The sequence below is a fragment of the Bacillus mycoides genome (assembly GCF_018742245.1).
GTDB lineage: Bacteria > Bacillota > Bacilli > Bacillales > Bacillaceae_G > Bacillus_A > Bacillus_A cereus_U.
Map to the genome: position 1 here is coordinate 3,728,718 of NZ_CP036132.1, position 15,641 is coordinate 3,744,358.

Below are 15,641 nucleotides of genomic sequence, written 5' to 3' on the forward strand. Positions count from 1 at the left end.
TATACTTCTTATTTTTGTTTTTGCATATAAAAATACTGTTGTAAATAAAACGCGATACCGAAAATTAACATACCAAATACAAATATATTTCCAAATGAACTAAATGTTTCAAAAACGAACAATAGCGTTTCTTGTCCGAAAAAAGCAAATAAAAGTTGTGTAAATGCGAATAACAGTGCCAATATGTAATGATGTTGATGGAATAAATAATGTGTTGCGCCTAAAAAAGCTACAAGCGAAACAATGAAGATCCACCAAGTTTCTAAAAACAATTGCCAATTAGTAAATTGATATCCATTTACTAATATCGCAATAATTCCTATAACTGCCATCGTCGGCACACTCCATAATAATGCACGCCCTCTAAAGAAGCGCGCACCTTTTGCATCTCCTTTTTCATTTGCGATGTATGTTAGCACGACAGTACTTATGTACAAAACAGAGAGGATTGTTAAAACAATGATAAGCCAAAAATGTAATTGATAATATTCATGTTCTATATTCGTCACAATTGCAGCTAACATACATGGAATAAACATCCCTGTCCAACCATCTATTTTTCTTTCGTTCCAAAACACCGTATTACCAATCCGAATTCCTAATAACATAAAAATAATGATACCTAGTACAAATAACGTAGTCTTATTCCCCACTAAACTCGTTGAGAAAGCAATTAATCCAATAAATAAAAAAAGAACAAATCCATTCATAATTTCTAGTACAGGTGACAAATATCTTTTCACCCATTTGTATGTTTCTTCATATTCACTATTATTTGCTAAACGATAGGCGTAAAAACTTATCCCAAAATAAACCGCCGCAATAATAACATATGCATATAAGACGAAACATAAAATCGCACTGCTAATTTGCACGTAATTCCCCACCCTTTTTTCTATGTATCACATTGATTTTACACACTTTTCATACTAAAAGTAAACCTGTATAAGTTAGTTAAATAATTATCTTACCTATTAGTACTAATTAATAATGAGCAGTGGCTAAAAACCCCTGCTCATTATTAAGACGTCAAATTTAACTCTACTCATTTGTATGAAGATGTCTAACACTAACAAATACAAAAGATGTTTTCGTCTCGGAACTAAAAAATCCCCACTCTAAACTGTTGCACAATTAGCGAGTAAGTTCACTTTCTATTTCCCTTCCACTTCACATATTGATTTAAAAATACAATCGCTTTCTCAATAACCTCTTCGTCTGGTTTTAATTTCGCATGATGTAAACCATATTCTGAATTTACTCCAAGCCAAAACATAAATCCAGGTATCTCTCGAAGCATATAACCGAAGTCTTCACCTGTCATTGCCTCCGTACATGTAATTACGTCCATATTCGTTTGTTCACGTGTAAATTGCATAAATTCTCTCGTTAACTCTTCATTGTTATACACTTGATGATACATCGCTCCGTAGTCAATAACAGCTTCACATTGAAAGGAAGCTTCTATTCCCGCAACAATTGCCTCAATTCGGCTTTTAACACGTTTCATTGATTCCACTGATAGCGTTCGAATTGTTCCTTCTAAACGAGACTTTTCTGCGATAATGTTTTGAACTGTACCACCTGTAATTTTCCCAATTGTAATTACCGCACTGTCTAGGGGATCCACATTACGACTAATAACTGATTGAAGTTGTGTAACGAGATGACTCACTGCAACAATCATATCATTTGCTGTATGCGGATATGCAGCATGTCCACCTTTTCCTTTTAAATCAACGTATAACTCTGATGTATTCGCAAATAATAAACCTTCTTTTGTCGCAATTGTTCCCACAGAGTATTCAGGCGCAATATGAAGTCCAAGAATCATATTGGGCTTCCATTCTTTTAACTCATCACTTTCTAACATAGGAAGTGCACCACCTGGACCTTCTTCAGCTGGTTGGAATATAAATACAAGATCATCATCTATTCTTTCGCTTACAGCCGCTGTTAGAAGGCCTAAACCGATTGTTGCATGCAAATCATGTCCACATGCATGCATCATTCCTTCATGGACAGAAGAGAATTCATATCCAGTTTCCTCTGTAATAGGTAGACCGTCTATATCTGCACGATAACCTATTATTTTTTCAGGATTTTTCCCATTTACTTTAACAATTACACCTGTTTTCCATGTTCTCACTTCCAAACATTCGTTAGGAAGCGTTCCTATATAATCTAAAATATACTGTTGTGTTTTCCACTCTTTAAATCCGATTTCCGGAATTTTATGTAAATCTCTACGAACTTGGACAAATTTGCTTACTGTCATTTTTGCACCTCTATCTATAAAAAGCGTAAGAGCACATTCATGCTCTTACGCTTTTTGTTTTTTATTTCTCTGGGTTTAATTGACGAAGCTCTTGTTTGATTTCAGTTTTTGCTTTTGTCTTCTCATCAATTTCTTTAATTACACGTGCCGGAGTTCCCGCAACAACTGTATATGGAGGCACATCTTCTGTTACAACAGCTCCTGCTGCTACAACTGCACCTTTACCTACTGTAACACCTTCTAGAACCACTACATTTGCACCAATTACAACATCATCTTCAACGATAACTGGTTTTGCAGAAGGTGGCTCAATAACACCGGCAAGTACAGCACCTGCACCTACGTGACAATTTTTACCAACTGTTGCACGTCCACCAAGCACTGCGTTCATGTCGATCATAGTACCTTCACCAATTACAGCACCGATGTTAATTGTTGCATTCATCATGATAACAGCGTTGTCACCAATTTCTACATGGTCACGAATAATCGCGCCTGGCTCAATACGAGCTTTGATACCTTTTAAATCAAGCATTGGAATTGCAGAATTACGACGGTCGTTCTCAACTACATAGTCAACAATGTGCTTGTTATTTTCATCAAGAATTGTCTTAATTTCAGACCATTCTCCGAATAATACACCAGATTTTTTATTTACAAATGCTTGTACCGTTTCAGGGAATGTTACTTCTTTTAAATCCCCTTTTATGTATACCTTTACAGGAGTTTTCTTTTCACTGTTTTGAATAAACGAAATAATTTCGTTAGCGTCCATCATTTTCATTCTTGTTGCCTCCTAAATCCATTTATAATGTTACTCTACCAAACGATAGGGCGAGTAGCAAGACAATAATCTTATTTTTCCATTTGAATTTCTTCTATAATTTCTAAAAATGCTTGTACTTGCTTCAACTGCCTTGCCGAGTCACTCGTCAATAACCATGTTTCTCTCGTTAATTGAACAGGTGTTTTATACATATTTTCCTGCACTTCTTTTAAAACAGTCGAAGGTAAAAGAGCATAACCTATTCCATTTAAAACAAGCTGTTTGCACGTTTCAATTTGGTCAACTACAATCGTTCGCTTAGGTGGATTTGAAAATAATCCATACCACCAATTTTGTATTTGTCCATAGTAGGTCGAATCACTTTTAAATTGAATAAATGGTCTATTTGTCTCTTTTAACATCGAAATATCTTTTATTTCTTTATCAACTAAATATAATTCATCTTCAAATAATTGTTGTTTCTGCCCTTTGTATTCTTGTGATCCTCTCAGTATAGCAACATGAACGTCTCCTTCATAAAATTGCTTTTGCACTTCACTACTCCAGCCAGTAAACAGAGCTATCTTCACAGAAGGATACTTATGCACAAATTTTTTCAAAACAGGTGGAAGCCAATATTGCCCAATGACTGATGCAACAGCTATTTTTAACGTTCCGTATGTTTCCGTTCTAAAAAGAGCCAGTTCACTTTTAATATCCTCTTCCCGTTGTAACATTTCTTTTGCATAATTTGCAACTTTTTCCCCTTCAGGTGTAATTGTTAATCCTTTTTGTGAACGAATAAAAAATTTCATTCCCCATTGTTTCTCCATAGATTGTAATCGTTGACTAAGCGCAGGTTGGGAAACAAATAAACGTTCCGCCGCTTTTCTCATATTTGATTCCTGAGCTAACACAACCATCATTTGAAAATCATCAATTTGCAACTTTCTCCCTCTTTCCTTAGCTTCCATACACCTAATTTTAATAAGCATTTCATCCTTAATTTAATTGCATACTTTTATACATTAGAACGATTTGTTAGTTCAAACTTTTCTTATGCTTTATGTCTTTTTAAATATAATACATACACAACTGATATGCACGAAAAAAAGTGACTTCGCCTTTTCAGTGAAGTCACTTTCCCTACGTTATCGATTATGCTGTCTCACTTTTTTATTCAATAATTTTAAAATAGCCCGACGTGTTAAAATACCCTCGAAGTAACCTTCTGCATTGACAGCGCAAATAAAAGGATGATCAATTGTCATTTCTAAAGCTTTTGCAAAAGAATCTTCTAACATAAGAACTGGAATCTCTTCCTTCATCACTTGTTCCACTTTCATATTCTCAAGTCTTTCAAACTCAATGTGATCTAATCCTAAAATACCATCTAAAATCATAGCAGTACTAATTAACCCATGTAATTTATACATAGGGTCTAAAACAGGAATCGCCGAATATCCAGATTTCACAAGAACGAGTAAAGCATGTTCTAAACCATTCCCTATTTGAACATGTGCTACTTTTTCTGATGAAATCATTAAATCCTTCACAAGAATTTGTTGAAACTCATCTTTCGGAATACTAATCATGTTACATCCCCCATTTCCCTTGCTTATATTCTCCAATCCTACTCACATTTTATGATAGCGTTTTCATATTATTATTTTGTCCTAACATTCTTCTAATAAAAATAAAGATACACAGCTATTTTAGCATACAACATAAAAAAAAGACTACCATTCCGGTAGCGCTTAATACCCTTTATTTTTTAATCGGTAAAACAATCTTGTAATTTTTTTATATTGCGTCACATCGGTCTGTTTTAAACCATTCTCAATGTCTGTAAGCTCTACCGCTAAAATTTCGCTCGCGTAATTTTGCTGAAACAGAATATCCAACAATAAATTTTCTTCTTCTCTTGTTAAAACAAATTCCTTTTCCATATGCTCCTCTCCTTGCACTCTCATTATATAAATTTTTCAACTTGTTCAATAGATGTAATATTCGGTTTTTTCCAGAAACACTTAAAAACTGCGAATATATAGACATCATTTCACTTTATTTCGTATATCTGTTCGCATAACTAAATGCCGCATAAGCATCTGGTTTAATTTTCGCTGTTAATCCCATTGCTTGAATTTTCATCGTCATATCTAAAATAAATTCTTTTGTTAAACCATCATTCCCGATATCTAAATGAATTTCCATTATGAATCCTGCTCCATCTTGAGCGTATGGGTGCAATAAATCCCATATTGTTTGTATATGATTGGGAGTAAATAAATAGGCGATTTCTTGACTAAACTGTGTTTCTAAATATATTTTCTCTCGCAACGTTGCTGGCTTATTTTTCACTGATTTATGATGCAAACATCCCCATGCTCCTTTTCCAACCCGATGAATATGTATCGCTGTAATAAACCTCGTATCCTTTTGATGCGCTTGTGAGTCTGTCCCAATAGATAATCGATATAAATTTCGTGGATCCTTTTCAATGAAACTACAAATACGGTTAAATACCATATCAAAATTCAAATGTCTCTCTGAAACATTATAAAATGTATGCTCACCGTCCACATAGTCACGTCCTTTCAATTAGACAGACTTTTCGTATTCTCATTGTATGGGACAAAAATAAAAATTATAACTTACTACCCTTTATTCGTTTCAATATTTCGAATTACATAATTACAAAACCTACATGTATAAATTACATTTTGATTAGACTGGGCGGTTAATACATGATTAATTTCAGCATGACTGTGACAATTAGGACAAATAACAATCGGTAAGCGTTCCATCCTTTGCACCTCCTATTAATATTTACTATCATTGTAGGAAAAATAAAAAATTCCTATACATATACATTTGTAAAAAACCTTTTATTTAATCGCGACTTAAATTGCAACCTCTACTACCTGTATAGCCCATTAATTAATATAACTAAAAAAGGTACCGCCATTTGGCAGTACCTTTTTTATATGTATCAATTAATGATATCATAAATCTCAATTGCAACCATATCGATGTTATCGAATTGATACACTTGAGGTTTTTCACCTTGTTGATACACTTCTAATTCATACATTTCACTTTTATCGAAAAATTTCACGCTACATTTGCGCTCACCGTTCACTTCAAAATAGCGTTGTGCTACTTCACCGCTTTCAGCTTGTTCTTGTAGACTAACAAGTCGAGTTAAAATTCCTTGGAGTAGAGACATGAAATCTCTCCTTTCTCTGATCTTCCTACCAATAGGTTTTACAGCTATACTCATTCTATCCGTCATAACAGAAAAAACGTTCCACAATCTAGGATAAAGGTTCTTGACCAGAAACTCAACTAAAATTTGTCGAAATAAGAAGTAAAAAGATGAAAGAGCATCTTTTTACTTCTTTATTGCGCTTTTTATACTGGCAGAATATAATAAAAAACAGAAAAAGGGAGGAATTACAATGAAAAAAATTGAGGTTTATACACAACCAGATTGTCCGCCTTGTACCATTGTGAAAGAATTTTTAAAACATAATAACGTTGTATATGAAGAATTTGACGTAAAAAAAGACGCTGCTGCACGCAATCGTCTTTTATATGACTATGAATCCTATTCAACTCCAACAGTTGTAATTGACGGAGAAGTTGTCGCAGGTTTTCAAATTGAAAAATTACAACAGCTACTCGGTATAGAATAGGAATAGGGGACACCTATCCCTATTCTCATAATTGTTGTAACCTTTTTATTTCAGTCAACAGTTCCTGACTTTCATGATACCCTGCTAGTTTCCATTTTCCATTATCTTTTTGCAATGTCACAATTTGATATTGTCCACTCTTTGCCCGCTCGTAGACATATAAATTTTTATGCTCTTCATCATAAGACATTTTTGTTTCTGAATTAAAGGAAAACGGAGCTTCTTTTGCTGGAAGTAAATATTCACCACTTTGTTTTTCATTTCTACTGTTTTCATCTGTAAAAACTTGAAGGAAATTATTTGTAAAATATGGTGATAACGTCTCTATCATCTTATTCATAGATATTTGCTTCCCGCGAATTGAAAATTGCGTCTCATAACCTTTTTGTATCGTTGTAAACACTTCTTTCCGATCCACTTTCACTTCTTCTTTTCCTAAAACAGTTGTGACACTATAGCCAACTAGAAAGGCAACACATATAAATAGAACAAACCATATTCCATATTTCTTCATTTTTTCACCTTCCTTTTAAAAGAGCTTGTCTTTGTAGTATTCATTGTAACAATGATTATGCAAAGAAAGGGATGATTTCGTTCGTAAAATCTTTACAACGATAGACAGCATTTTCATCATCATTTTCACTATTACCAATTTATGATAAAAACAAACAAAAAAAATGCACGAATCTCTTCGTGCATTAAAATAAAACATCTTCCTCATATAAATATTCATACGATAAATCTATAAATAAAAAGTTTTCATCATCAATCGGGAATGAAAATGTTCGTACCATTTCACCAGTTTCGATATCAGCATATAAATCTGAAAGTCTTGCCTTATTCTCAAAACGCATTTTCATTATATTTTCTAAAAAATACGGGCGCCAGCTCCAGTTCTTCATATAATACTCTGGCATAATGATCCATTCACCATCTTTTTTCATAATATTACCAGATTGTTGGAAACCATCTTCATTACAAATAAATATCCGAAAACTATATTGTGATATGCTTTGGCTAAATTGTAATAACCAATCATTTATATCTTCATTCTTTTTTTGTTTTGACAGAACATCACCAATTCGATCACGTAACATCTCTGTTAAATTATAAATTTTTTGTAACTTCTTCTTCTCATGCAGAATAAATTGATGACATTCATTACCAAGTCGCTCTTTTAAAACATTCGTTTCAATAAAATCAGGTAAACATTCTTTCAAATAATTACCTTGATAATATCTACCGCCGTTTTTCCAAGCATATTGTAGTTGATAAAAAGCATCAATTTCTTCATATAACAATGTCGCACCAATTCTTCTAGCAAGTAAAGATAAGGAATATAAAATATCTTGATAAGATTGTAAAAGTGCAGTTTGCCTTAAATTTGTTAAATCTACTTTTAAAATATCCGGTGCTAACACGCTAATACGCTCTAAATTACTTGTACCCGTTCCGACTTTATTAATCGAAATTTGAATACCATATGTACGATAATACATCAGTAAATGATTAAATTGTTCTATATCTTCTTTACATTCATGTTCTGTTATTTCTAGAACAATGCGTTGTAAGTTCAAACCTTGTTCTTCATACATCAGCAAAAGTTGAAGTAAACTTTCATCTTCATCATTCATTAATACATTAGCATTCCGATGTATAAATAATAATAATTTTTGATCCGTTTCTAAATACCTATTTAACGCTTTTTCTACAATGATGTTATCCGCTTCAAGTTGGAACTCACTCGGAATAGAATCATCATGGAAGAAAGATGCTAAACTTTGTATGCCCTCTTCTGTTTGAATACGTCCTACAACTTCATATCCAATTACTGTATGCTCATCAGCACTAAAAATAGCTTGATAATAAGGAAGGACTTTATCCAAGTTACTCATTACATCTAACGCATCTATCAACGTGCTTCCCTCCCTTTACTTTTCAAAAATTATAACACGATATTTACGGAAAAATAATAAAAAATCCCTTCAGTTTTCCTGAAGGGATTAGAGGGGTAAAATGCTAAGGGGAATTAGCAATTCTACTATGAAGAAAAAAGAGGTCTTAAATATAACGTATATATTCCCCTTTGTAAACACATTTCTCTCACATGTCACAACTTCGTCACATTTTACCAAAGAAAAAATAATAAATCATTCATTTTCCATCTCTTTTAAAATGGATATTGGTGCAAATGCTGGCCACCATCCATTGTCATACAAGTTCCATTTATGTATGCAGCTTCATCTGAACATAAATAATAAGCTAGACCCGCAATTTCTTCTGGTGTCCCTAGCCTACCAAGTGGGACACTTTGTATTGTACGCTTAGCCATTTCTTCTGAAATCCATAATTTATCGGCACCACCTGTACGTTCAATTGGTCCTGGTGCGATAGCGTTAACTCGTATCCCATATTTACGTCCCCACTCAACAGCAAGCGTTTTTGTCATTGCTAATACACCAGCTTTAGCTGCTGCCGAATGGATAACCCCTGGGCCTGCATCCCATGCATATGTTGCCACCATGTTAATAATATTTCCTTTTATGCCTTTATCAATCCAATATTTACCAACAGCCTGACTGCAATAAAATGTACCATTTAATACAATATTAATTACCGAATTCCAGCCATTCACAGATAAGTCCTCTGCTGGACAAATAAAGTTTCCGGCTGCATTATTTATTAAAATATCAATTCGTCCAAACTTCTCATCAATATGTTCAATCATTTTTTGAATATCATCAGTATTTCGTACATCCATTTGTACAGATAATACTTGCCCTGGAAACTGTTCAATTTCTAACTTTGCTTCTTCTAGCTTTTCTTTTGTACGTCCTGTAATAACAACTCGTGCCCCTTCTTTCGCAAAACGAGTCGCCATCCCTTTTCCCATTCCACTTGATCCACCTGTTATAATAACTACCTTCTCTTTCACATACATCCCCTCCAAAAAATGAATACACATTCATTTTATCACTTTATTTGATAGAAATCTTTATATTTTTAAACTTTTCTGATATTTTAACGTAAAGAGGTTTCTTTTCGTTCATTTTTTTCGTAACCTATACTACTTTTTTAGTGTTTAAAATATATTTTAAAAAAACTGAAGGGAGATTCGAGTAACCTATATATGAAGAAAATTACAAGAAGAAATTTTTTAAAATCTGGAATACGCACTTGTCTATATTCATTTATAACCGCTAGTATCGGCTATTATTATGCTAAATATATAGAGCCCTATTTGCTTTCTTTTACGCAACACACACTTAAATCACAGCTCATACCAAAAGGTTTTCATGGTATGAAGATCCTTCAATTTAGCGATTTACATCTCGGATACTATTTCTCTCTCCAACATTTATCTCAAATCGTTTCCAAGATTAATGCTGAAAAGCCAGATATTGTCCTTTTTACTGGTGATCTCATTGATGATTACCAAACATATACCGAGGCTCCTTTTGTTGCATCCATTTTAAAGAATATACAGGCACCCTTCGGTAAATTTTCTATTTATGGTAACCACGACCATGGTGGATATGGAACTGAATACTATGATCACATCATGCGCGAATCTGGATTTGAACTTTTGCAAAATAGTGAAAAACGAATTCGGTTACTGGATAATAGTGAAATTTCTATTTTCGGGCTCGATGATATGCTACTAGGTAAACCAAAAATAGCGGAAACTTTACAACATGCAAAACAAAATATTTATACAATTGTTCTCGTTCACGAACCAGATATCGCGCCACAAATCGCTACATATCCAATCAATCTTCAACTTTCTGGTCATAGCCATGGCGGACAAGTACAAATTCCTTTTTTAGGTGCTATTATTACCCCGTCGCTTGCAAAAGAATATATTGAAGGTTTCTATAACATTCAAGGTTTGACTCTCTATGTCAATCGAGGTATTGGAAGAACACGTGTCCCATTCCGCTTTATGTCAAAACCTGAAATTACACTCTTCATCCTACAACATCCGTAACAATTCGCCTATTTTTTCACATATCCTTTCTTGTACGCGCTCATCCACACTTGGACCACCATATGATAAAAATGAGTCCAGTAAAGGAGGTTTGTTCATGTATCCATATTATCAACCGATCCCAGTTCGTTCAGCACCTATTGGCCCAGCAGGCGACTCACGCTTCTTACCATTTTTCGGTGTTCCATTTCTAGCTGGAATTGCTGGAGGGTTACTCGGTGGAGCATTAGCTTTCGGCCCTAGACCGTTTTATCCGCCATATCCACCGCCTTTCCCACCACCAGCACCCTTTCCTTGTTACGGAGGGCCTTGTCAACAACCATACTATTATTAATTTAAAACAACGATTCTTCTACTGTTTTTCTATCAACGAACCGATTTATCACACGCCTATAATAAAAAACTATTCTCTCTACGCATTCTTCCATTTATGGACGAATGCGTAGAGAAAAAAATAAAAACCTCTTAATTTCGATTAAGAGGTTTTTACTTTTTCTCTATTATTCAGCATCTGTATTTTGGTACGCCATCTTAAATAAATTCACTTGGCTATCAATTTCTTCTATACTACTATTAATTATATAATAATAGTCACCATCTTTATTTTGTTCACGTGTTTTCACATTATCAGCTAAAATCAGCTGTAAAATTGCCTTTATTCTCGCTTTCATTTCAATATCTAAAATCGGGAAGGATATTTCTACTCGTTTTTCCATATTTCGCGTCATCAAATCAGCTGAAGATAAATATATTTTTTCATCTCCATTATGATGGAAATAATAAATACGGCTATGTTCTAAATATCTTCCCACAACACTAACTACACGAATATTTTCACTTACATTTGGAATACCAGGTCTTAAACAACATGTCCCTCTAACGATGAGCTCTATCCTTACCCCAGCTTGCGATGCTTCATACATTTTTTTTATTAACGGTTTATCTGTTAACGAATTCATCTTAGCGATAATATATCCATTTCCATATTGTCTATGGTAACGAATTTCCTCATCTATTAACTCCATAAACTGCTCTCTTATATCAAACGGGGCAACAGATAAATGATGAAAATGCGGTTTTTTTGTATAACCACTCAAATAATTAAAGAAATTTGTTGCATCTACACCAAAGTCTTTTCGCGATGTAATATATCCAAAATCGGTATACAACTTCGCTGTTGCATCATTATAATTTCCGGTTCCAAGATGTACAAACCTTTCAATTTTTCCGTTTCTTCTTCTTACAACTAACGTAATTTTACTATGCGTTTTCAAGTGACTTACTCCGTAAATAACGTGACATCCGGCCTGTTCCAATTCTTTAGCCCAATTAACATTATTCTCTTCATCAAACCTCGCCTTTAACTCAACCAATACCGTCACTTGTTTTCCTTTTTCAGCTGCTACCTTCAACGCCTGAATTATTGGAGAATCTCCACTTACACGATATAATGTTTGTTTGATTGCAAGTACATTCGAGTCATCTGCCGCATCACGGACAAAATCAACGACTGGCTGAAACGACTCAAAGGGATGGTGTAATAAAATATCATGTTCTATCGCTTTTTCAAATACATCTTCCTCATCACCTAAATCTTGAGGAGGTTGAGGAATAAGAGCCGGATATACTAGATGTTCATATAAAGGCGCTAATTTTTTATATAAGGAGAATAAACATGTTAAATCTAACGGTCCATCCATCATGTACACATCTTCATCTTTTACTTCCAACACCTCATACAATAACGCTAACACTCTTTCATCAATGTGTTCTTTACCAACTTCTAAACGAACGGCAGCTCCCCACTTACGCTTTTTCAATTCTTTTTCAATTACTTTTAATAAATCGCGTGCACCTTCTTCATGGATTGTTAAATCCGCATTACGTGTAATACGGAAACGAGTAACAGGTGATACGTTATATCCTGTGAATAATTTATGAGTAAAACCACTAATTACATCTTCTAATAAAATAAATTTATGCTTTTGCCCTTCACTCGGTAAAAATATGAAACGCTCCAGTAAAGAAGGCACTTGGACAATTCCTAACTTCGTGCGATTTTCTTCCTCTGCCTGCTTCTCATCGTATAAAATAGTAGCTAAATTCAAGCTTTTATTTAATAACATAGGAAATGGACGATACGCATCAATAGCTACAGGAGTTAACACTGGAAAGATTTGTTCATCAAAATACTCTTCGATAAATTCCCTCTGCTCTTTCGTCAAATCATGGAATGTTAGACGCTCAATCCCCTCTAGTTCAAGCGCTGGCAATACGTAACCTTTAAACGTATCATACTGTACAGTCATTAAGTCATGAGCTTTTATCGCAATCTTATTTAATTGTTTCTTCGGTGTTAAACCTGCTTTATTTTCTGGCTGATTAAATCCAGCACTTACTTGATCTTTCAAACCTGCTACGCGCACCATAAAAAATTCATCTAAATTTGAACTGAAAATACTAATAAACTTTAATCTTTCTAAAAGTGGATTATTTTCATCTTGCGCTTCTTGTAGTACACGTTCATTAAAAGCTAACCAGCTCAACTCGCGGTTATTATAATACGCTGTATCATTTAAATTTACTAAATTCCCCTTTAGCAATTCCATTCTCTTCACACTTCCCTTTGAAACTTTTTCACTATAATTTAGTTACTTTTATTTTATCAAATTATAATATTCCAAAGTGTTAATTTTTCGTAAAGACATCCGTACAACTTAACATCCTGATTCGAATAATAAGTTAATATTCGTTTTCAATACTCTTTCTAATTGCTTTTTTTGTTTTTCAGCTTGCACTTTTTCCGCTAATGCCGATTGCTCACATACAATTCTAAATGTTAATCCTTCTTTACTTTCTGTTATAGATATCGTTTCAACAAGCGCTCTTTGTCTCACATTTAAAGCGGCTGAAAATTGCAAAACAGCTCCTAATAACCGGATTTTTTTTTGTTCACTTTTATCAAACCACCCTTCAAATGGGGCTAAATGTTGTTTAAATAACATTTTTGATTTGTATGAAGCAATAAGTGCTAATCTAACTCGATCTTTATGCATCATACCATCAATTGTTTTATTCGCTAGTAAATAAAACGTATGTAAACGGCTCGCTTCTTCATCAATGTACTTCCCTATATTAAATACTTTCGCCGCTTGATGGAATATTTCCCAGTCTTTTTCCGACATAGAAATAAGTCCTGCTCCTTCAAGTTGTTTACAAATCAATGTTCCTTGTTTAATAAGTTGAATTACAAATTCCATATCCATTTCGTATTCATATGATAATAAATATAAACTTTCTTCTACTACGTTCGGATAGTAAAAAATCCCCAAATCTTTCGCTAATTCTTCGTAAAAAACACCTTCTCTTAATCCTTTTTTACTCAATACAAATGCCGGTGCCTCTATAAGGTTAACAAGCATATGAAAGACTTCGATCGCTGGAATAATTGTATCTGCTCGATCTTTCGCTAACCCCTCCATCTTTTGAAGCTCTATGAACGACAATTCTTTTAATTCCTCTTTTACATGTTTAATATCTTCTTCTTTCATTTTGTATAAATGTAATCCAGCTATAGGATAACAAATTAAATTTTGATGGATTTTCACCATATTCCTCGCACTCCCCCCAATTGCGATAAGGGGTAATTCTTTATCGATTAACCATGGTAGCGTTCGAAATTGATACCATAAATAGTTTTTTATTTCCTCTAACTCTTCTGTAGTAGGAATATCACCTTGAATAAATTGTTGCTTTAAAGAAAGTGCTCCAAAAGGAAAGCTATGATATTCTAAAATTTCTCTATTTCGAAAGTATGTAACTTCTGTACTCCCCCCACCAATATCAACTGTAATTCCTTCTGAAAATGAAGTGGAATTCATAACTGCTAAGTAACCGTAGCGTGCTTCTTCATATTCTGATAAAACTCTAAGAGTAAAATCTGTTTGCCCTTCAACAAGTTTTTTAATTTCATCTTGATTCTCAGCCTGTCTAATTGTTGCCGTTGCAACGCAAAGTACATGATGTAACTTATGGAATCGTGTACTTTCTTGAAATTGAAATAATGTTTGTAATAATACTTCTATTCCTTCTTCACTTAATACACCATTTACTAAATAATTTCTTAACCTAGCGACCACTTTCGTATTTTCAATCTCTTTATAAAAACCCCCGCTTTGTTTTTCATAAATAACTAAACGCATTGTATTAGAACCAATGTCTATAATGGCATATTGTAGTTTTAATATTTCTTTCAAACTTCTCACTCTTTCATTATCAAATTTCTGAAACATATTCTATCACTATTATACAAAATAGTTGTTTTTTGTAACAATATTGCTTTAATATTGAAAATATATACAATTACTTTTTGCATATAATAAAAACCCATTTTATTTATGCTATAATAAGGAAAACTTGAAAGGAGATTAAATATGAAACCTTCACAACCCCAATCTCAATTACATAATCAACATTCTATTAATAGACTAGCTCAATCTATTTTCGTTGTGAATCGTCATGCTAAAGCTGCAACTAACCCTAAGTACTTATATTGGTTAAAAAAGACTGCTTTAGAACGCTTAATTACTGAAAAAAAGGCTATCAAAGAAGGATTACATTTTTCTAGAAACCCACGTTTTAGTCAACAACAATCCGATGTTCTTATACGTTTAGGTGATTATTTTTTCCATATCCCTCCTACGAAAGATGATTTTCGCACCCTACCGCATCTTGGTCACCTTGAATCCTCCTATCGAAATCCGAAAACAACCCTATCTTTAACAATAGCAAAAAAAACACTTCAAGATTATATTGGTCCTGAAGCATTAAAACAAGAAAAAAAATTAAGCGAAGCAGTTCCATGGTATAGCCGTACCTATACAAAAAAATAAAACAGTTTGGCCCATATTA

The 15,641-nt window shown here is 33.7% G+C and carries 18 protein-coding genes; 4 read left to right on the forward strand and 14 right to left on the reverse strand.

Features of this window, described 5'->3' with window-relative positions; all coding sequences use genetic code 11:
• Positions 1 to 8 precede the first annotated feature (8 nt).
• The 9 genes from EXW56_RS18945 to EXW56_RS18985 all read right to left on the reverse strand — a co-directional run bounded on the left by EXW56_RS18945 (position 9) and on the right by EXW56_RS18985 (position 6,273).
• The gene (locus tag EXW56_RS18945; protein WP_002111505.1) at positions 9 to 875 is read right to left on the reverse strand and encodes a hypothetical protein; all 867 of its coding nucleotides are present in this window, start codon (positions 873 to 875) and stop codon (positions 9 to 11) included.
• A 272-nt stretch (positions 876 to 1,147) separates the two neighbouring features.
• Positions 1,148 to 2,278: an N-acetyldiaminopimelate deacetylase gene (locus EXW56_RS18950; protein ID WP_215596850.1), complete on the reverse strand. Its 1,131-nt coding sequence runs from the start codon at positions 2,276 to 2,278 to the stop codon at positions 1,148 to 1,150.
• Between the two features lie 61 nt (positions 2,279 to 2,339).
• On the reverse strand, positions 2,340 to 3,062 hold the full coding sequence (gene dapD, locus EXW56_RS18955) for a 2,3,4,5-tetrahydropyridine-2,6-dicarboxylate N-acetyltransferase (RefSeq protein WP_002014841.1): 723 nt from the start codon (positions 3,060 to 3,062) through the stop codon (positions 2,340 to 2,342).
• A 71-nt stretch (positions 3,063 to 3,133) separates the two neighbouring features.
• Positions 3,134 to 4,018, reverse strand: coding sequence for a transcriptional regulator CcpC (locus tag EXW56_RS18960; RefSeq protein WP_033710806.1), 885 nt, complete (start codon positions 4,016 to 4,018; stop codon positions 3,134 to 3,136).
• Positions 4,019 to 4,195: 177 nt separating this feature from the next.
• Positions 4,196 to 4,639, reverse strand: coding sequence for a cyclic-di-AMP-binding protein CbpB (gene cbpB, locus EXW56_RS18965; RefSeq protein WP_215596851.1), 444 nt, complete (start codon positions 4,637 to 4,639; stop codon positions 4,196 to 4,198).
• A 162-nt stretch (positions 4,640 to 4,801) separates the two neighbouring features.
• Positions 4,802 to 4,993: an antirepressor AbbA gene (gene abbA, locus EXW56_RS18970; RefSeq protein ID WP_002145987.1), complete on the reverse strand. Its 192-nt coding sequence runs from the start codon at positions 4,991 to 4,993 to the stop codon at positions 4,802 to 4,804.
• 115 nt (positions 4,994 to 5,108) lie between these two features.
• A complete protein-coding gene (locus EXW56_RS18975) occupies positions 5,109 to 5,627 on the reverse strand; it encodes a ribonuclease H-like YkuK family protein (RefSeq protein WP_002111508.1) in 519 nt (172 codons plus the stop codon).
• A 74-nt stretch (positions 5,628 to 5,701) separates the two neighbouring features.
• Positions 5,702 to 5,851, reverse strand: coding sequence for a hypothetical protein (locus EXW56_RS18980; protein WP_002033828.1), 150 nt, complete (start codon positions 5,849 to 5,851; stop codon positions 5,702 to 5,704).
• 185 nt (positions 5,852 to 6,036) lie between these two features.
• Positions 6,037 to 6,273, reverse strand: a complete 237-nt coding sequence (locus EXW56_RS18985) for a YkuJ family protein (RefSeq protein ID WP_002111509.1) — start codon at positions 6,271 to 6,273, stop codon at positions 6,037 to 6,039.
• A 232-nt stretch (positions 6,274 to 6,505) separates the two neighbouring features.
• On the opposite strand from EXW56_RS18985, the gene EXW56_RS18990 reads away from it, so the two are divergent.
• Positions 6,506 to 6,742, forward strand: coding sequence for a glutaredoxin family protein (locus tag EXW56_RS18990; protein ID WP_002111510.1), 237 nt, complete (start codon positions 6,506 to 6,508; stop codon positions 6,740 to 6,742).
• A gap of 25 nt (positions 6,743 to 6,767) precedes the next feature.
• Here the strand turns inward: EXW56_RS18990 and EXW56_RS18995 are convergent, their stop codons facing one another.
• From EXW56_RS18995 to fadH, 3 genes are all read right to left on the reverse strand, one after another.
• Positions 6,768 to 7,256 carry a DUF3993 domain-containing protein gene (locus EXW56_RS18995; RefSeq protein WP_002111512.1) on the reverse strand — a complete coding sequence of 163 codons (489 nt, stop codon included), beginning with the start codon at positions 7,254 to 7,256 and terminating at the stop codon, positions 6,768 to 6,770.
• A 184-nt stretch (positions 7,257 to 7,440) separates the two neighbouring features.
• Positions 7,441 to 8,658, reverse strand: a complete 1,218-nt coding sequence (locus EXW56_RS19000; protein WP_002111513.1) for an EAL domain-containing protein — start codon at positions 8,656 to 8,658, stop codon at positions 7,441 to 7,443.
• 254 nt (positions 8,659 to 8,912) lie between these two features.
• Positions 8,913 to 9,677, reverse strand: a complete 765-nt coding sequence (gene fadH / locus EXW56_RS19005) for a 2,4-dienoyl-CoA reductase (protein WP_002111515.1) — start codon at positions 9,675 to 9,677, stop codon at positions 8,913 to 8,915.
• Positions 9,678 to 9,872: 195 nt separating this feature from the next.
• On the opposite strand from fadH, the gene EXW56_RS19010 reads away from it, so the two are divergent.
• Positions 9,873 to 10,730, forward strand: coding sequence for a metallophosphoesterase (locus EXW56_RS19010; protein WP_002199487.1), 858 nt, complete (start codon positions 9,873 to 9,875; stop codon positions 10,728 to 10,730).
• Between the two features lie 97 nt (positions 10,731 to 10,827).
• Positions 10,828 to 11,064 carry a hypothetical protein gene (locus EXW56_RS19015; protein WP_002199486.1) on the forward strand — a complete coding sequence of 79 codons (237 nt, stop codon included), beginning with the start codon at positions 10,828 to 10,830 and terminating at the stop codon, positions 11,062 to 11,064.
• 166 nt (positions 11,065 to 11,230) lie between these two features.
• Here the strand turns inward: EXW56_RS19015 and EXW56_RS19020 are convergent, their stop codons facing one another.
• Complete coding sequence (locus EXW56_RS19020) at positions 11,231 to 13,339, reverse strand: polyphosphate kinase (protein ID WP_002160668.1); 2,109 nt, start codon at positions 13,337 to 13,339, stop codon at positions 11,231 to 11,233.
• 108 nt (positions 13,340 to 13,447) lie between these two features.
• Positions 13,448 to 15,022 carry a Ppx/GppA family phosphatase gene (locus EXW56_RS19025; protein ID WP_080013692.1) on the reverse strand — a complete coding sequence of 525 codons (1,575 nt, stop codon included), beginning with the start codon at positions 15,020 to 15,022 and terminating at the stop codon, positions 13,448 to 13,450.
• Positions 15,023 to 15,163: 141 nt separating this feature from the next.
• Between EXW56_RS19025 and EXW56_RS19030 the strand changes: the two genes are divergently transcribed.
• A complete protein-coding gene (locus EXW56_RS19030) occupies positions 15,164 to 15,622 on the forward strand; it encodes a YkyB family protein (protein ID WP_002066920.1) in 459 nt (152 codons plus the stop codon).
• The last annotated feature ends 19 nt before the right edge of the window (positions 15,623 to 15,641 follow it).